The following is a 16,885-nucleotide window of genomic DNA, read 5'->3' as shown; positions in this document are numbered from 1 at the left end:
TTCGCTATCAATTTCTACTTGTTATAAAAATCATACGAATATCATACCTTTACTTTACTCTGAGTGTAGAATTTACATTATTACAAGAGGAGTTCTGTATGCAGACTTGGCAACAAGTATACGCCCCCATCGGTGGTAGTCTAGGATTATCTGCGCTCGTTGCGCTTATTCCTATCGTCTTTTTCTTTATGGCACTTGCCGTATTTAGAATGAAAGGTCATTTCGCGGCAACGATTACATTGGCACTTTCTATGATCGTAGCTGTTGTGGCATTTGGTATGCCAGCTAACATGGCTTTTGCTTCGGCTGGGTATGGCTTTTTATACGGTCTTTGGCCAATCGCTTGGATTATCGTAGCATCGGTTTTCCTTTACAAGCTAACGGTTAAGAGCGGGCAGTTTGGTATTATTAGAAACTCTATTTTAACCATTACAGATGACCAACGTATTCAGGTTATCTTAATCGGTTTCTCTTTTGGTGCGTTTTTAGAGGGTGCTGCGGGCTTTGGGGCTCCTGTTGCTATTACAGCAGCTATTCTTGTTGGTCTTGGGTTCCAACCTATTTATGCTGCAGGTCTTTGTTTGATCGCTAATACCGCGCCAGTAGCGTTTGGCGCATTGGGTATTCCTATCTTAGTTGCGGGTAAAGTGACAGGAATTGATCCTATGATCGTTGGTGCGATTGCAGGTCGTCAGCTTCCATTCCTCTCTATCATTATTCCTCTTTGGATTGTTGCGATGATGGACGGTTTCAGAGGTGTCAAAGAGGTCTGGCCAGCAGCACTCGTTGCAGGCGGTAGTTTTGCTGTCTCTCAATACTTTACCTCTAACTTTATTGGACCAGAGTTACCAGACGTAACTTCTGCGATTATTTCCATCGTCTCTTTAACTGTTTTCCTAAAATTCTGGAGACCAAAAAATGTCTTAAAAGGTCATGTATCGGCTGAACTTGAAAAAGAGACACAAAAAGCACACACAAGTGGAGAAGTTGTAAAAGCATGGTCACCATTTATCATTCTTTCAATCATGGTAACCATTTGGACAACAGATGCCTTTAAAGCGTATTTTGCTAAAGGTGCTGCGATGGCAGGAACTATTTTCAATTTTGAATTTACAACTATTAGCAATACGATTTTCAAAATGGCTCCAATTGTTGCTCAACCAACAGCGTTTAAAGTCGTTTATACCTTTAATCCACTCTCAGCAACAGGAACAGCTATTTTCTTTGCTGCGATCATTTCGATGTTTATTTTAAAAGTAAATGTCCCAACAGCTATTAAGACAATGGGTGAAACACTCTTTGAGCTTAAATGGGCAATTTTATCGATTGGTATGGTTTTAGGTTTTGCGTTTGTTATGAACTATTCAGGCATGTCAACAACTATGGCTCTTGTTCTTGCAAATACAGGATTCTTATTCCCATTCTTCTCACCAGTTCTTGGATGGTTGGGTGTATTCTTAACCGGTTCAGATACTTCATCCAACGCACTTTTCTGCGGCTTGCAACAAAATACAGCGCAACAACTTGGTCTTAACCAAAACCTTATGGTTGCGGCTAACACAACCGGTGGTGTCTGTGGTAAGATGATTTCTCCACAATCTATCTCTATTGCATGTGCATCAGCAAGTATTGTTGGTAAAGAGTCTGATCTCTTTAGATTTACGGTTAAACACAGTCTTATTCTTGTGACTATCATCGGCTTAATGACTATGGCACAAGCCTATATCTTGACATGGATGATCCCTTAAATCTAATACTTTTAGTCTCTTTTATGGCGGTGGTTTGATCCTCCACCGCCGCTCCTTTAGAAAACTCCCCAAAATTTTATGTTACAATTAAAACTAACTTACATGTAATGTTTAGGATAATGGATGGCACGAGAAAAGATTTTAATCGTAGAAGACAATAAAGCACTTTCAAAATTAATCGTTAAAAAGATGGAAGCAAACCTTGATTTTGATGTGGATCATGCATACAGTTTTGAAGAAGCTCAAAATCTTGTTGAAAAAAGCAGTAATTACTTTGTAGCACTCCTCGACCTTAACCTTCCTGATGCGCCTGATGGCGAGGTTGTTGATATGATTTTAAAGCATAAAATCCCCTCTATCATCTTAACAGGTTCGATAGATCAAGAGATTCGTGAAAAAATTTTGAAAAAAGATGTGATTGATTATGTCTATAAAGGCAATATTGATGATGTCAATTATATCTTTACACTGATTGAAAGACTTCATAAAAATCGTGATATTAAAGTCATGGTTGTTGATGACTCCATGGCTACACGAGCACAAATCAAATCTCTTTTGCAACATCAAATGTTTAAAGTGCTTGTAGCAGCGCATGGCGAAGAAGCGCTTGCTTTTTTAGAAGACAACCCCGATATTAAACTTATTTTGACGGACTATCAAATGCCCGTTATTGATGGTGTTGAGCTGACCAAAGAGGTGCGTAAGCGTTACAGCAAAAATGAAATTTCCATCATTGCGATGACAGGAACCAATGCTGATCTTATCTCAGCGAAGTTTCTCAAAATTGGTGCCAATGATTTTATCAACAAACCGTTTACGAGAGAAGAGATAGCATGTCGCATTAATAACTCACTGGATGCGTTAGAGTACATCGCTAAAATTGAAGATATGGCGCAAAATGATTTTCTCAGTGGACTAGCAAACAGACGTTATTTCTTTGATGCCATGCAAGAGTATTTTAAAGAAGCGAAAAAGAAAAATGAGTCATTTGCCATAGGCTTAATTGATGTCGATAAATTTAAACAGATCAATGATACGTTAGGGCACCGTGTTGGTGATACCGTTATCGTCGAATTAGCCAAAACACTTCAAAAACATTTGACACATGAGCATTTCCTTGCACGTTTGGGTGGTGATGAATTTTGTGTGGTTCTTAAAAATATTGATCAAAAAAAAGCTTTGGAGTTTTTTATAAAGCTGAAAAGTGCTGTTGCGGGACTGCATATTCATACAAAAGAGAAAAAAGATTTGAGCGTGAGTGTTTCTATTGGAGTGACTTTTGGCGATTTGGAGAGCGTGGAAGAGATGATCAATCAAGCCGATAAAGCACTCTACATTGCGAAGAAAAATGGTAGAAATAGGGTTGAGGTAGCTTAAATGGTCATTGATACCCATTGTCATTTGGATGATGTTAGTTTTCGTGAAGATGTTGATGCTGTTATAACCAGAGCTTATGAACAAGGAGTGCGTGGTATCATCATTCCAGGGGCAGATAGTGATGATCTGTGCTATGCCCAAGAGCTTTCTCATCGCTATGAACATATCTTTTTTGCTGCGGGTATTCATCCGTATCACCATGAGCAGTATGACGAAAAAAAGCTACGATCTTTTTTGCAAGATGAAAAATGTATTGCTGTGGGCGAGTGCGGATTAGATTATTTTAGATTGCCCGAAGATGCAGAAGAAAAACATGCAGAGAAACAGGTACAACACGAAATTTTTATCAAACAAATTTCTCTTGCAAAAGAGTTCAAAAAGCCTTTAATTGTCCATATTCGTGATGCGAATGAAGACAGCAAACGCCTTTTACTGGAAGGAAAAGCAGATGAAGTTGGCGGTGTTTTACACTGTTATAATGCTTCAAAGCATCTTTTAAATTTGGCAAATAGTGGTTTTTATTTTGGCATTGGTGGCGTATTAACGTTTAAAAATGCCAAGAACTTGGTAGAGATTTTACCGCTTATTCCTCCTGAGAAACTCCTTCTTGAAACCGATGCTCCCTATCTTACGCCTATGCCTCATCGCGGAGAACGTAATGAGCCTGCTTATACACTTTTGGTTGCAAATAAGATGGCAGAGCTTTTAAATATGAGTGTCACCGAACTTCACAATTTAACCTCAAAAAATGCTTTTACACTCTTTAAAGCTTTAGAAAAGATAAAGTTAGATACAATCTAAGTAAATATAAGAGATAAAGGAGAGGCATGTATAAGGTTATTTTAACCCTTTTTTTTCTGTTTCAGAGTCTCCATGCTTTTTTAAATACCGACAACAACTACGAAAAACAACTTACCGCCCTTAAAAATTTCGATCTTCCAAATACCTTTTTGAAAGATTCTATTTTCATCTCCATGAATGAAGATGTCGAAATTTATAAGACAAAACATTTTTTACGTGAGTTGGAAAGTGGTGATCGTTTTGTTCCCATTTTGCAAAAAAAGATGAAAGAAGCAGGCGTTCCTCCCGAGTTTTTATACCTTGCGATGACAGAGTCCAGTTTTGATCCTTTTTCTTCTTCTTCTGCAAAGGCTTCAGGTATTTGGCAGTTTATTCCCGAAACAGCACGCCGTTATGGATTAGTTGAAAATGCTTATGTTGATGAGAGACGTGATCCTATCAAATCAACCGAAGCGGCAATTGTTTATTTACAACATTTGCACGATCTTTTTGGTAAATGGTATCTAGCAGCGCTCGCTTACAATTGCGGTGAAGGTACGGTCACCAAAGCGATAGCCAAAGCAGGAACTGATGATATAAATGTTCTCTTAGATGAGAGCCAAAAGTACCTTCCCAAGGAAAGCAGACTTTATATTCGCAAAATTTTAATGATGAGCTTTATTTCGGGTAGTACAGATATTATGCTTAACAATGGTTCGGAATATCTTCTTAATCGAGCCAACAATGCGACATTTGTGAAAGTCTCTGTTCAAAGTAGCACGCATTTGAAAGATGTTGCTGAGAGCATTGGCATTTCCTTACATGAACTTCGCGCGTATAACCCGCATCTCAAACATGCTTTTACCTCTCCATTGGGTGAAAAAAGTTATCTTTATATCCCGCAAGATCGTCAAGTTGCTTTTACTCAAAATTTTGATCAAACAAAACAACCGCAAAAGTATGCAGTGTACAGCACTCAAAAGGGTGATACTTTGCAAAGTATTGCCAAAAAATATGGCATGAGTTATCAATCTTTGATGGAGCTTAATAATCTAAAGAGTGCCAACCTCAAACCAAAAACAGAGATTGTTGTTCCGTTTGGTGTTTCTGTGCCAACGACGGTAGCAACTTCTTCTAATGTTGAAAAAATGTACGTGATTAAAGCTGGTGATACAATCGAAACCGTGTCCAAAAAATACGATATTCCTGTTGCACAATTGCTCAAAGCGAATAAAAAGAAAAATGCACTTGTGAAAGTGGGAGAGAGTATTGTTATTCCAAAAAATTAGTGGATTGGGCTTTCTTGTTGTAACGCTTTTGATATTTCATGGATGCGCTTCTAAAAACGATTCTTACGCTTACCGCTCACGAGGAAGTGCAACAATGCCTCCTCCTGATGGAAGTGCCATTAATGATTCTCCTGCAATGCATAAAGCAACGATGCGTCCTTATACCATTGACGGTAAAACCTATACGCCTACGATGGTAAGTGTTGGTGACTCTTTTAGTGGTGTTTCAAGCTGGTATGGTAAAGATTTTCATGGTAAAAAAACTTCAAATGGTGAAGTTTACAATATGTATGACATGACGGCTGCGCATAAAACACTTCCTATGAATACCATGCTTAAAGTAACCAACCTCAAAAACAATAAAAGCATTGTCGTTCGGGTTAATGACCGTGGTCCTTTTGTGGGAACACGTATTATTGATCTCTCCTATACTGCGGCTACACGCATTGATCTTGTTGCCAATGGCACAGGTCCTGTTAGTCTTGAAGTTTTAGGTTTCGCTGGTGTGGTTGCTCCTGCGGGTGCGCCTAAAGAGAGTGTTGTTGAGACGGATTACTTTATCCAAATTGGTGCCTTTAGAAATAAAGATGGCGCGGCACGTTTCGCTCAAAGCAATATGAATGTCAATAATCGCTACAATGCGGTCGTCAAAGAGGGTACTTTTGAAAATCAGCCGATATACCGTGTATGGCTCAAAGGATTTGGCAGTGAAGCTGAAGCCTCAGATTTTATTGCAAAAGGGTCTTTCAAAGGCTCATTTATCGTAAGGGAATAGAATGCAAACACTACAACGCGTAACCAAAGAGACACAAATCAGTGTTGAATTAGAGATTAATGGTACAGGAATAGCAAACATACAGACAGGTATAGGCTTTTTTGATCACATGCTTGAAGCGTTTGCTAAACATTCATTGATGGATTTGAAGCTTACATGTAAAGGTGATACGCATATCGATTTTCACCACAGCGTTGAAGATGTCGGCATTGTGTTAGGTCAAGCCTTGCGTGCTTCCATATACCCTATTGAGAGCGTAGAGCGTTATGGCAATGCGGTTGTTGTGATGGATGAGGCTGCCGTTGAATGTGCTCTTGATCTTAGTAATCGGGCTTATTTGGTTTATGATGTTGAGATGGAAGGAAAAGTAGGTGAGTTTGATGTTGAACTAGCCGAAGAGTTTTTTAGAGCTGTGATGAGTAATGCAGGCATTAGTGCGCACATTGTAGCTCGTCGTGGAAAAAACAGACATCACCTTTTAGAAGCAGCATTTAAAGCGTTTGCCGTAGCCCTTCGCCGAAGTTTAGTAAAGAATGAGCGTGTTGGAATTCCCAGTACAAAGGGCGTGTTGTAATGATTGAATTATTGGTTTTTGATGTCGATGGTTGCCTAACAGACGGTGGCATTATGTATGGCAATGGCGATGCGGAAGAGTTTAAAACATTTCATGTCAAAGATGGTTTTGGCATTGTTTCATGGATGAAATTAGGTCGTAAAACAGCAATTATCACAGGACGAAGTTCTCGCGTGGTGGATAAACGTGCTAAAGAGCTTGGTATTACTTATTTGTATCAAGACGTTAAAAATAAAAAAGCTGTTTTGGAAGAAATATTAGCGAAAGAAGGGCTCTCTTTTGAGCAAGTTGCTGCCATTGGAGATGATCTTAATGATCTCTCTTTGTTAAAGGCAGTTGGACTCTCCTTTGCTCCAGCAGACGCATTGCCTTTGGTGAGACAATCAGTAGATGTGGTCTTACAAAAAGAGGGTGGCAAAGCAGCCGTTAGAGAGATGATCGACATAGTTATCGAAAAAGAAAACTTGAGTGAGGCATTTGTAAACCTTTGGCTGTAAGATTACTTTCATACGCAACACTTCTTTTTTTTGGAATGATGCTTTTTTTAATTATCAAAGAGCCTTATACCATTAATATTGTCGATCAAAATGGTAATTTGATCCCTGAAATTGAGCTTTTTAATGCTCAAAATTATCAGATCAAAGAGGGCATTATTGAGAGCATTGTTCATTCAGAACGAGTGGCTCGCTATCAAGACTTTGATAAGCTTTATGTGATCAATGCAGGGCATAAAACCAAAGAGGGATTGCGCGGCGTTTTGACATCGGATGAGGGAACGCTTCAAGATAAAGTGATGCATTTTCAAACCAACTCGCATTATTATAGAGATGATGGTGTAGCACTCGATGGTGAAGATATTTTTTACAACACTATCACTGAAACACTAAGTAGTGAAAAACCTTTTATCTTTACGCAGAAGCAGAGCCGTAGTCATGGGCTTTCATTTGTTTATCAGATGAAAGAGGGCACAATAAGCGCCACTAATATACACTCGTTTATACAACAAGTAGGAAAAAAATAGATGAAAAAATGGATAGCACTATGTTTATGCGCTTCAAGTATGCTTGTAGCGGCAGAAGTGGAAGTCACTGCGGATAAATTTTTTGCTGATGAACAGAAGAAAGTAAGTACCTTTGAAGGGCATGTTGTCGTCATAAAAGAAGGCGATAAACTTACAGCGCAAAAAGTCGTTATCGAGTTTGACGATAAAAAACAACCCATTCGTTACATTGCAACCGGTGATGCCAAGGGCAATTTAACGATGAATCAAAAAAAGTATTATGGCGAAGCTGAGAAGATGACGTATGAGCCAAATAAAAGTCTCTATACGTTAGAGAAAAAGGCCTTTTTACACGAGATTGAAACAGATAAAAAAGTTTACGGTGATTTTATCCGTGTCGATCAAGTCAGCGGGCATTATAACGTCGATGGAAAAGGCAATACACCCGTTAAATTTATCTTCAAAGTTGAGGATAAAAAACAGTGATTAAAGTAAAAAATGCCTTCTTTGTGAAGTCTGCTTCCAAAATGGAGGAGACAACACCAGAGGGAATGAGTGAAGTTGCTTTTATTGGTCGTAGTAACGTCGGCAAAAGCTCCATTATTAATGCACTCACCAATAAAAAAGGGCTTGCAAAAAGCTCTTCAACACCAGGTAAAACGCGCCTTATCAACTTTTTTCAAATTATTTTAGAGAAAGATGACAAAATTTTTCATGCACAACTGGTCGATCTTCCGGGGTTTGGCTATGCAAAAGTCTCTCATAGCCTGAAAGATGAGTGGCAAAAAAATCTTACAAACTATATTCAAAAACGCGTTTCCATTCGCGTTTTTGTACACCTTATCGATTCACGTCACCCTTTTTTGGAAATTGATCAAGCGGTACATACCTATTTGGAAAGTATCGTAAGACCTGATCAGACCATTTTGCGTATTTTTACAAAACTCGATAAATTGAAACAAGCCGATATTAGCCTCATTAAGAAAAACTATCCTGATGCTATTCTAGTTTCAAGCAGTAGTAAAAAAGGGGTAGATAAAGCACTGAATGCGATTTTTACAACACTTTTTGGAGCAGAATCATGATTAACTATACCAAAGCAAAACTGAGTGATATTGTTCAAATGCAAGAAGTTGTCAAGCCCGAAGTCGAAAAAGGTATTATTCTTTTTCGAAGCTCCGATGAAATGGCAACGAATATTCGCTCTTACATTTTAGCAAAAGAAAATGATCATATTATTGGCTTTGGGGCACTTCATTTTCATGCTGACGATTTGGCAGAGATACGAAGTCTTGTGGTTAAAGAAGGCTTTAGAGGTAAGGGTGTTGGTAAAGGAATTGTTCAAAACCTTCTCATTGAAGGGGAAAGTTTAGGTGTCAAAAAAGTCTTTACTTTGACCTATCAAAAAGCATTTTTCGAGTCCGTTGGTTTTACTGAAATCTCAAAAGAAGCACTACCTGCTCATAAAATATGGGCAGATTGTATTAAATGCAAACATTTTCCAATATGCGACGAAATAGCGCTCATCAAAACTATTTAAAATTTTTTTGGATGAGTGGATTGCTCCTTTTGGGGCTAGTAATGTCTTCACTTTATCCCCTTATACCTTCTTTTGTGGGGGTTGTTTTTTGCTATCTGATTATCAATTTTCATCAACATGAAGACAATTCCATACCTCTTTTGTTAAGTTTTTTGTATATATGCTTGTACGATCTAACCAAGGGATTTTATCTTTTTTCGTATGTGATTTTATTTGCGTTTGTTTATAAATTCGCAATCTATAAGATTCAAAACGTTATTACATGTAATAACTGTATTTTAGCTGCTTATGTAGTCATTGCGTATCTTGGGCATTTCTTGCTCAATGCTTTTTTTGCGTACTTGGACAATGCGCCTTTTCCTTATTTTTCAAACTACTATTTTTATTATATTGCGATAGATTCAATTCTCTCGTTTATGCTTTTTAGGATTTCGCGGTGAGAATTAAGATCGTCCTTGGTATCTTCATTTCGGTGTGGATCGCTCTGTTGGTCAGAGTGTATTATATTAGTATCAAATCCAATGCTTATTATGAAGAGATTGCCAAACAAAATGCTGTGAAAGTGGATGAATTAGCACCTCTTCGTGGTGTTATTTTAGACCGAAATCTCAATCCCCTCTCAGTGAATCGACTTGGTTTTTCGATTAGGATCAAACCGCGTTTAAGTTATAAAGCCAATCGCGCCATTTTAGATCAAGAAATCGCATTTTTAGCCTCACAACTACCTGATTTTAGTATCAAAGAGATGACCAAAGAGTATCTCAAAGCGGATTCTCCTTATAACCATGATTATGTTGATGTTATTGCGTTTATTCCTTATGATAAGCTCATTCCCCATTTTGCCATGATTTCACAACATGAAAATTTGAAAATTGAGATTACTTCAAAACGTCATTATCCTTATGGCTCGCTAGGATCGCATGTGATTGGCTATGTTGGTAAGTCCAATACCCAAGATATTGCCGAAGATGATACGGGCACAGCAAAGTTGGTTGGTTTCTCAGGTAAAACAGGTATAGAGAAATATTACGATGGTGTGTTGCGTGGGATTAAGGGTGAAAAAAAAACCAAAGTAACAGCTTTTAATCAAGAGATAGAGCAGGTCAGTAAAACACTTCCAAAAAGTAATGATTTGATTTTAAGCCTTGATCTTGAATTGCAGCGTTACATTGCCGAACTTTTTGGCAACGATAGCGGTGCTGTCGTGGTTATGAATGCTAAAACGGGTGAAATCTTAGCATCAGCGAGCTTTCCCGAATACGATCTTAATAAATTTGTCAGTGGCATTACTCAAGATGAATGGGTTGTCTTAGCCAATGATCTTAATCACCCGTTTACCAACAAACTTGTAAACGGTCTTTATCCCCCAGGTTCAATCGTAAAGATGGGCGTGGGCATGGCGATGATGAACTCAGGCATTATCACCCCTTCAATGTCTTTTGAATCCACTGGCACGATGGAGCTTGGTGGTAGGGTCTTTCGTGACTGGAAAAAAGAGGGACATGGCATGATCTCCTATGTTCGTGCTATTAAAGAGAGCTGTGATGACTATTTTTATAAAGCAAGCCTAAAAACAGGTATTGATCTTATCGCACCTTTTCTTTCCAAAATTGGCTTTGCAGCTAAAACAGGCATTGACTTACCTCGCGAATTTACGGGAACGGTTCCAAGTCGTGAGTGGAAAAAAGCACGCTTTGGTAAAGGCTGGTCACAGGGTGAAACGCTCATTACCTCCATTGGTCAAGGGTATTTTCTTGTAACACCGGTGCAAATTGCAAAATACACGGCATTTTTAGCGACAGGCAATGGTGTAACACCGCATTTTGTTAGTAAAATCAATAATGTTGCGCTTGATTTTCCTGTTGATCCTAATATCGTCAGTGAGAGTGAGAAACGCTTTTTAAAAGTGACAAGAGAAGGAATGTATGAAGTGGCAAATGTACCAGGTGGTACCGCTGTAAACCACCTTAAAGTCACCGCACCTTTTAAAGTTGCCGCAAAAACGGGAACGGCTCAAGTCGTTGGGCTTTCGCAAACCGATAAAAAACGTATGCGCGAAGAAGATATGGACTACTATCAACGCTCTCACGCATGGCTTACGACTTATGGACCTTATGAAAATCCGCAGTATGTTGTCACTGTCCTTGTTGAACACGGTGGACACGGTGGATCAGAAGGTGGTCCAATTGCCTCTAAAATTTATGACAAACTGTATCAGATGGGATACATCAAATAGCCTTTACATGTAAAGACTAAAGTGTGCTCACATCGATTTTATATTCGATTTTTTCTGCGACTTCTTGCGCACATTTGAGCCCAAAAAGCTCACGTAAAAGGTAAAAACCAAGCTCCAACCCCGAACTCACGCCTCCTGCGGTAATAATCTTTCCGCCTTGAACGACTTTAGAAGAGACGACATTGATGCCATACGCGGCGAGCTCATCAAAAGCGGTGTGATAGGTGGTAGCTTCTTTTCCTTTGAGCACTCCTGCTTCTGCAAGAAAAAATGCACCTGTGCAGACAGAGGTTAGGTAAGTCACTTCTTTGGAGTGTTTTTGGATAAAGTTTTGCATGGAAGCTTCTTTCATCCATGTCATTCGACCTTTGCCCCCTGGAAAAAGTAAAATATCTAAAGTAGGGCAACTCTCAAGCGTGACATCAGGCAAAATTCGCAAGCCATTAAAAGCGTGTACAGGCTCTAAACTGGGAGCAATTAAAAGCACTTTGGTGCTATTGGCTTGCACTTTGTTTATGTAGCTTAGTACTTCAAAGGGTGCGACAAAATCAAGTTCTTCAACATCAGGAAAGATGACAATGCCGATGGTCACCATAGGTTACTCCTCTGTTCTTACGATCAAGCTTGCAGGTAGATTGTACTGCTTGATCCATGCCTCTTCTTGAGCGCGCATTTCGCCATTATCGACTTCGTGGTCAAATCCTAAGAGATGCAGCATACCGTGAATAAACAAAAGCGTTATCTCTTCTTCAACACTATGCCCAAGTTCTTTGGCTTTTTGCTCTGCTAATTCGTGGTTGATAACGATAGCACCCAGAGGAGCGTGAGGAAAATCATCGATGGGGAAGCTTAGGACATCGGTGGTTTTATCCATACCTCGGTGCTCCAGATTGAGTTCGTGCATGCTTTGACTATCAACGATGACAAGTTCTACTTCTTTGGGCGTATGCTCCGCGCAAATTTGCTCTAAAATCTTTACATGTAAAGCGACATTCAATTCATTTTCGATGAGTAGCATGAGAAGCTCCTTTTAAAATAAGCTTGGTTGCGTGGTAAATGTTTTGATAAACAGTGGCTCATAAGCTTCTTTATCACCTAAAATAAGGGTATAAGCAAACGATTTATGCGCTAAGATAGCGAGTTCTTCCACCGTTTCAAAAAAGAGTGTTTCCCCTTCAAAAGAGAAGCTTTTGTGAAAACCTTTGGGAAGGGCAAGAATGATATAGGAGCTTTCAACCTGTGTTTGCATATAGCTCAGAAGTGAAGGAAGTAACGAGGGAAGCGGTTCAAAAATAAGCGCTTTAGAACTGTTTCCAAACTCTTTTTTACACAGAGCTTGCGTGATGAATTGCGGGTAAAAATGTTCACAAAAACTTAAAGACTCTAAAGCATAAGCAATGGCATGAGTATCGCAAAACTGGAGTAAACAGAGCAGTTCTTCCACAAAAATCGAAGGAATTTTTTGATCAAAAAAGTAGCGTTCTTGATACCAAAAAGAGGAGAGGAAAAGTCCTTTGGACACAATTGCAGGCTTTACATGTAAAGCGTTGTCAATAGGATTGGATGCAGGTGCAATTTTCTTTCCAAGAATGCTATCGCTGAGACTAAAATGCTCTTCTTCCTTTGCGTTAAGTAACGTTTTTGTCATCAACAGAAGATCACCGCGCAGTCGCTTAATGGTACGAGGTGTTTGAATCATCTCCAAAAGCGCTTCTTGCACAGGGGAAAGCAGCACAATAGTGAGCGATTTTTGAGTGATGGTATAGCGTAAGAGTTTAATGAGTGTCTGCTCTATGGAAGAGACCTCGATCCATGCACACTCTTCGTCTTCATTTTCAAAAGAAAGAGTTGTAACGATGGCGTAAGCGCCTTTTAGAAGAGCTTGATGGATCAGTTCGCGTGATGCAGTTGTGTCGATAAAAAGATCACCATGCAAGATCCGAGAAGCATCAAGGCAAATCGAAGCAAACGCATCAATGGGAGGCGTTGTGATGAGCTTCCCATCAATGATGCGTACAAAGTTGTCTATTTTCATCCAATAGAAGCGCCAATTTGGCGTGGTTTCTCAGGACGAACTAGGCAAAGACCTTCTTTATCTTTCGCCGCTAAAAGCATTCCTTGACTGAGTAACCCTTTGATCGTTGCAGGTTTGAGGTTTGCCACAACGCAGACTTGGGTGTTTATAAGCTCTTCAGGTGTGTAATACTCACGAATACCCGCAACAATTTGTCTAGGCTCACTCTCTCCAAGATCGACTTTGAGTTTTAAAAGTCTATCGCTTCCCTCTAAAATGCCAGCTTCCAAAATGGTTCCCACTTTTAAAGAGGTTTCAAAAAATTGGTCAATCGTAATAATCGATTCTGCTTTATGTGCCTCTTTTTTGTCTTTTTTTGCAGGTGTTGGTTCAACAACCACAGGTGCAGGTTGTGCCATCAACTCTTCTTCAATACGTGGGAAAAGCGGTGGAACTTTTTCAATGGTAAATTCATCTAAAAAATCTTTGCGAACAATCAATTTATCGTAATGGGCCGTGTTGATCTCAAAGCCCATTGCTTTTGCGATGATGGTAGTCGTTTTTGGCATAACAGGGTGCAAAAGGACACTGACGCGTGCCAAAATATTTGAAACAAGTGCTACAAGTGCAAGAGCTTGTTCTATTTTGCCTTCTTTGATTTTCACCCATGGCTCATGTACGGTAATCGCTTGATTGGCAATACTTAGGGCTTTCCAAAGCTCTTCAAGGTAGCGATTGGTTTGAAGTTCAAGAAGGTTGTTTTCAACATTTTTCAAAATATCATCGACTGCAGTGAGCTCACTTGCATGATATGTCGTTACATCTTTGGAATTGACAACGCCATTGCTGTATTTTCCGCTCATTCCGATGATGCGGTTAAGAAGATTGCCCAGTTCATTGCCAAGATCGGAGTTGATGCGGTCCATCAACGCTTTTTGGCTAAAGTCACCGTCTTGACCAAATGGCACTTCACGAAGCATAAAGTATCTAAAGTTCTCTAAGCCATAAGCATCTGCAACCTCTTTTGGGTTGACGACATTGCCTTTACTTTTACTCATCTTCTCACCATTTCTCGTCCACCAGCCGTGTGCGGCTACGTGTTTTGGAAGTGCTAATCCAAGACTCATCAAAAACGCTGGCCAGTAGATGGCATGAAAGCGAAGAATGTCTTTTCCTACCAGGTGAATGGTTGCTGGCCAAAAGTCCATATTTTTCTCATCAGTGCCGTACCCAAGAGCGGTGGTGTAGTTTAACAACGCATCAAGCCATACGTACATCACGTGCTTGTCATCGTTCATGGATGCGGGGAGTTTAACACCCCAGTCAAAACTTGTACGTGTGATGGAAAGGTCACGTAAGCCTTGTTTTACAAAGCTAATCACTTCGTTTTTTTTGCCTTTTGGAAGGACACATTTCTCATCGTTGTTGTACCATCTGATGAGGTCTTCTTGGTACTTAGAGAGCTTGAAGAAGTAACTCTCTTCTTTAACAAGGCGTGTAAGCTTGCCACAATCTGGGCATTTGTCTTCATCCACCAGTTGGGTGTCAGTAAAGAAAGTCTCACAACTCACACAGTAATGACCTTCGTATTCACCTTTATAAATGTCACCTTTGTCAAACATCACTTGAAACGCTTTTTGCACACCCGTTTTATGCTCTGCATCGGTGGTTCGAATAAATTTATCGTAGCTGATTTCAAACTCGTCCCAAAGAGCGCGGAATTTTCCACTAATCTCATCGGCGTATGCTTGAGGTGTTTTATTGCGTGCTTTGGCAGCTTCTTCGATCTTTTGACCGTGTTCATCGGTTCCTGTTAGGAAAAAAGTCTCATAGCCTTTCAAGCGGTAGTAGCGTGCCATGGTGTCAGCAATGATGGTCGTGTACGCATGCCCAATATGTGGAACATCGTTAACATAGTAAATTGGGGTGGTAATGTAGGCTTTTTGGGACATCGTTTTTCCTAATTGTATATTGTTAAAACTCAAATCCGCCACCTTGTCCTTTTGCCATACTTTCGTAAACGGCCTTGACATAGGTTTTGCGGGTATCACACTCAAATATCTTTTCACAGTCACTGCATGTCAGAACGTTTTTACTTTGTTGACATGCTTGCAAGACTGCTTTTTTCTCTTGCAACTCTTGTTCGTAAATATCAGTTACTTCACTACTCATAACACTTCCGAACACGTTCTATCTCTGCATGCGAGCCAAAGAAACATGGCGTGGTGTCGTGTGGATGAGATGGAGCGAGATCGAGCACTCTTCGTTTTCCATCAATAGCTTCGCCACCTGCTTTTTCATACACATACGCAAAAGGGAAGACCTCAAAAATCATGCGAAGCTTGCCTTTAGGTACATCACTTGTTGCTGGGTAGGAGAAAAGTCCACCACCTTTGAGTAGGATTTGGTGCAAGTCTGGTACCATGCCACCTGAGTAACGCAAGCGATACCCATCGGCAAAAATAGCATCGATTAACGCTTTATGCTTAGGCTCCCAGCACATTTGGGTTGAACCAGGGGCGTTGAGTTTACCTTTTTCTTTGAGCTTAATCTCTTTGATAAAGACAAATTCACCACTTTTGTTTAAGCGATACATCTTGACATCATCTTCTGCGATGACGAGTTCAACACGTGGTCCATAGACAACATACACAGCAGCTTTAAGATGTTTACCATCGTATCCACCTTCGTAGATCCCAAATATGGAGCCAACGCTTAGGTTAACATCAATCAAGCTTGAACCATCCAGTGGGTCGTACCCAATGCCGTAAATTCCGTTTACATGTAAAGGTGTTTTATCTTCTTTCTCTTCGCTGACGATCTCTTTGATAGAGGCTACTTTGGTAAACTCCTCTTCAATGATAAGGTCACTTTTGATGTCGAGCTTGAGCTGTGTATCGCCAGTGGAGTTGATGTTTTCGGAGTATCCTGTGTCATCAAATTCGATTGCCTCTTTAATGCGGATGGCAGAACGCTTAATAGCTTCGTAAATTTCGTGCATGTTATTTCACTTTCTTGGCATTTTTTTCTATCCAAGCAACGATTTGCTCGGGATTATTTAAATCTAAAATCGCAATATGCGATGGAATGGTGTACTCTGAAAGATTGATGCTCTCATCGATGGCAATGGCATCAGAACAGTCAAAATAGTCAACATTAAGCTTGTTGCGAAATATGGCTATACGAGGGAGCGGTAGCGTTTTAAGCCCTTCAACCAGTAAAAAGTCAAACTCACCTAGCATCGCGATGATCTCATCTAAGCTTTTGTGCTGTTTGGAAAAGAGCGTTGTACGCGTAGGCGAAGTAACAACTACTTCAGCACCGGTTTGTGCAAACTTCCAGCTATCTTTACCTTCAACATCAAATACTGCTTTATCGCTTGGATCGTTTTTGATGATGGCAAGCGCATACTCTTTTTTGAGTAAAGTCGCTACTTTAAGGATAAGCGTTGTTTTTCCGCTATCGGATGGTCCTGTAAATGCAACAGCTAAGGATTTCATTTTTTCCTGCTTTTTATGTTATTATCATAGTAATACAAAAAATTATAGCAAA

At 39.8% G+C, this 16,885-nt stretch carries 19 protein-coding genes; 12 read left to right on the top strand and 7 right to left on the bottom strand.

The annotated features are described in order from the left end of the window. The first annotated feature begins 98 nt into the window (after positions 1-98). The 12 genes from N0B29_RS00700 to mrdA all read left to right on the top strand — a co-directional run bounded on the left by N0B29_RS00700 (position 99) and on the right by mrdA (position 11,319). Positions 99-1,748, top strand: a complete 1,650-nt coding sequence (locus N0B29_RS00700; RefSeq protein ID WP_263831793.1) for a lactate permease LctP family transporter — start codon at positions 99-101, stop codon at positions 1,746-1,748. 123 nt (positions 1,749-1,871) lie between these two features. Then, a complete protein-coding gene (locus N0B29_RS00695) occupies positions 1,872-3,125 on the top strand; it encodes a GGDEF domain-containing response regulator (protein ID WP_263831792.1) in 1,254 nt (417 codons plus the stop codon). Beyond that, positions 3,126-3,926 carry a TatD family hydrolase gene (locus tag N0B29_RS00690; protein WP_263831791.1) on the top strand — a complete coding sequence of 267 codons (801 nt, stop codon included), beginning with the start codon at positions 3,126-3,128 and terminating at the stop codon, positions 3,924-3,926. 26 nt (positions 3,927-3,952) lie between these two features. After that, entirely contained in the window at positions 3,953-5,194 is a 1,242-nt protein-coding gene (locus N0B29_RS00685; RefSeq protein ID WP_263831790.1) for a lytic transglycosylase domain-containing protein, read from the top strand. Then, the gene (locus tag N0B29_RS00680; protein ID WP_263831789.1) at positions 5,175-5,969 is read left to right on the top strand and encodes a septal ring lytic transglycosylase RlpA family protein; all 795 of its coding nucleotides are present in this window, start codon (positions 5,175-5,177) and stop codon (positions 5,967-5,969) included. The genes N0B29_RS00685 and N0B29_RS00680 overlap by 20 nt, the downstream gene beginning before the upstream one ends. 1 nt (position 5,970) lies before the next feature. After that, complete coding sequence (hisB, locus tag N0B29_RS00675) at positions 5,971-6,543, top strand: imidazoleglycerol-phosphate dehydratase HisB (protein ID WP_263831788.1); 573 nt, start codon at positions 5,971-5,973, stop codon at positions 6,541-6,543. Beyond that, complete coding sequence (locus N0B29_RS00670; protein WP_263831787.1) at positions 6,543-7,040, top strand: KdsC family phosphatase; 498 nt, start codon at positions 6,543-6,545, stop codon at positions 7,038-7,040. Before hisB ends, N0B29_RS00670 begins: the two co-directional genes overlap by 1 nt. Beyond that, positions 7,031-7,564 carry an LptA/OstA family protein gene (locus N0B29_RS00665; protein WP_263831786.1) on the top strand — a complete coding sequence of 178 codons (534 nt, stop codon included), beginning with the start codon at positions 7,031-7,033 and terminating at the stop codon, positions 7,562-7,564. Before N0B29_RS00670 ends, N0B29_RS00665 begins: the two co-directional genes overlap by 10 nt. Next, positions 7,565-8,029 carry a lipopolysaccharide transport periplasmic protein LptA gene (gene lptA / locus N0B29_RS00660; RefSeq protein ID WP_263831785.1) on the top strand — a complete coding sequence of 155 codons (465 nt, stop codon included), beginning with the start codon at positions 7,565-7,567 and terminating at the stop codon, positions 8,027-8,029. Next, positions 8,026-8,628 carry a ribosome biogenesis GTP-binding protein YihA/YsxC gene (yihA, locus tag N0B29_RS00655; protein ID WP_263831784.1) on the top strand — a complete coding sequence of 201 codons (603 nt, stop codon included), beginning with the start codon at positions 8,026-8,028 and terminating at the stop codon, positions 8,626-8,628. Before lptA ends, yihA begins: the two co-directional genes overlap by 4 nt. Next, on the top strand, positions 8,625-9,083 hold the full coding sequence (locus tag N0B29_RS00650; RefSeq protein ID WP_263831783.1) for an N-acetyltransferase: 459 nt from the start codon (positions 8,625-8,627) through the stop codon (positions 9,081-9,083). Before yihA ends, N0B29_RS00650 begins: the two co-directional genes overlap by 4 nt. A gap of 436 nt (positions 9,084-9,519) precedes the next feature. Continuing rightward, the gene (mrdA, locus tag N0B29_RS00645) at positions 9,520-11,319 is read left to right on the top strand and encodes a penicillin-binding protein 2 (protein ID WP_263831782.1); all 1,800 of its coding nucleotides are present in this window, start codon (positions 9,520-9,522) and stop codon (positions 11,317-11,319) included. Positions 11,320-11,335: 16 nt separating this feature from the next. On the opposite strand, the gene N0B29_RS00640 is transcribed toward mrdA, so the two are convergent. Genes N0B29_RS00640 through mobB form a run of 7 tightly spaced genes read right to left on the bottom strand, consistent with a single transcriptional unit; the run spans position 11,336 to position 16,833 of the window. Next, the gene (locus tag N0B29_RS00640) at positions 11,336-11,914 is read right to left on the bottom strand and encodes a DJ-1/PfpI family protein (RefSeq protein ID WP_263831781.1); all 579 of its coding nucleotides are present in this window, start codon (positions 11,912-11,914) and stop codon (positions 11,336-11,338) included. A gap of 3 nt (positions 11,915-11,917) precedes the next feature. Beyond that, positions 11,918-12,337, bottom strand: a complete 420-nt coding sequence (gene ybeY / locus N0B29_RS00635) for an rRNA maturation RNase YbeY (protein WP_263831780.1) — start codon at positions 12,335-12,337, stop codon at positions 11,918-11,920. A 12-nt stretch (positions 12,338-12,349) separates the two neighbouring features. Continuing rightward, positions 12,350-13,354 carry a hypothetical protein gene (locus tag N0B29_RS00630; protein ID WP_263831779.1) on the bottom strand — a complete coding sequence of 335 codons (1,005 nt, stop codon included), beginning with the start codon at positions 13,352-13,354 and terminating at the stop codon, positions 12,350-12,352. After that, the gene (gene metG / locus N0B29_RS00625; RefSeq protein ID WP_263831778.1) at positions 13,351-15,285 is read right to left on the bottom strand and encodes a methionine--tRNA ligase; all 1,935 of its coding nucleotides are present in this window, start codon (positions 15,283-15,285) and stop codon (positions 13,351-13,353) included. Before metG ends, N0B29_RS00630 begins: the two co-directional genes overlap by 4 nt. Positions 15,286-15,307: 22 nt before the next feature. Then, positions 15,308-15,505, bottom strand: a complete 198-nt coding sequence (locus N0B29_RS00620) for a hypothetical protein (RefSeq protein WP_263831777.1) — start codon at positions 15,503-15,505, stop codon at positions 15,308-15,310. Beyond that, complete coding sequence (locus N0B29_RS00615) at positions 15,498-16,334, bottom strand: class 1 fructose-bisphosphatase (protein ID WP_263831776.1); 837 nt, start codon at positions 16,332-16,334, stop codon at positions 15,498-15,500. The genes N0B29_RS00620 and N0B29_RS00615 overlap by 8 nt, the downstream gene beginning before the upstream one ends. Before the next feature lies 1 nt (position 16,335). Continuing rightward, entirely contained in the window at positions 16,336-16,833 is a 498-nt protein-coding gene (mobB, locus tag N0B29_RS00610; RefSeq protein WP_263831775.1) for a molybdopterin-guanine dinucleotide biosynthesis protein B, read from the bottom strand. Between the last annotated feature and the right edge of the window lie 52 nt (positions 16,834-16,885).

It is taken from the genome of Sulfurospirillum oryzae (assembly GCF_025770725.1).
Lineage (GTDB): Bacteria > Campylobacterota > Campylobacteria > Campylobacterales > Sulfurospirillaceae > Sulfurospirillum > Sulfurospirillum oryzae.
Note: the sequence above shows the minus strand (reverse complement) of the source record. Positions and strands in the feature narration are given on the sequence as shown.

Excerpts from the sequence above, each read along its gene's own strand:
- N0B29_RS00650 (WP_263831783.1), top strand. The coding sequence starts at position 8,625 with ATGATTAACTATACCAAAGCAAAACTGAGTGATATTGTTCAAATGCAA.
- N0B29_RS00640 (WP_263831781.1), bottom strand. The coding sequence starts at position 11,914 with ATGGTGACCATCGGCATTGTCATCTTTCCTGATGTTGAAGAACTTGAT.
- N0B29_RS00700 (WP_263831793.1), top strand. The coding sequence starts at position 99 with ATGCAGACTTGGCAACAAGTATACGCCCCCATCGGTGGTAGTCTAGGA.
- hisB (WP_263831788.1), top strand. The coding sequence starts at position 5,971 with ATGCAAACACTACAACGCGTAACCAAAGAGACACAAATCAGTGTTGAA.
- N0B29_RS00630 (WP_263831779.1), bottom strand. The coding sequence starts at position 13,354 with ATGAAAATAGACAACTTTGTACGCATCATTGATGGGAAGCTCATCACA.
- lptA (WP_263831785.1), top strand. The coding sequence starts at position 7,565 with ATGAAAAAATGGATAGCACTATGTTTATGCGCTTCAAGTATGCTTGTA.
- mobB (WP_263831775.1), bottom strand. The coding sequence starts at position 16,833 with ATGAAATCCTTAGCTGTTGCATTTACAGGACCATCCGATAGCGGAAAA.
- N0B29_RS00670 (WP_263831787.1), top strand. The coding sequence starts at position 6,543 with ATGATTGAATTATTGGTTTTTGATGTCGATGGTTGCCTAACAGACGGT.
- N0B29_RS00695 (WP_263831792.1), top strand. The coding sequence starts at position 1,872 with ATGGCACGAGAAAAGATTTTAATCGTAGAAGACAATAAAGCACTTTCA.
- N0B29_RS00690 (WP_263831791.1), top strand. The coding sequence starts at position 3,126 with ATGGTCATTGATACCCATTGTCATTTGGATGATGTTAGTTTTCGTGAA.
- metG (WP_263831778.1), bottom strand. The coding sequence starts at position 15,285 with ATGTCCCAAAAAGCCTACATTACCACCCCAATTTACTATGTTAACGAT.
- N0B29_RS00620 (WP_263831777.1), bottom strand. The coding sequence starts at position 15,505 with ATGAGTAGTGAAGTAACTGATATTTACGAACAAGAGTTGCAAGAGAAA.
- N0B29_RS00685 (WP_263831790.1), top strand. The coding sequence starts at position 3,953 with ATGTATAAGGTTATTTTAACCCTTTTTTTTCTGTTTCAGAGTCTCCAT.
- ybeY (WP_263831780.1), bottom strand. The coding sequence starts at position 12,337 with ATGCTACTCATCGAAAATGAATTGAATGTCGCTTTACATGTAAAGATT.
- N0B29_RS00615 (WP_263831776.1), bottom strand. The coding sequence starts at position 16,334 with ATGCACGAAATTTACGAAGCTATTAAGCGTTCTGCCATCCGCATTAAA.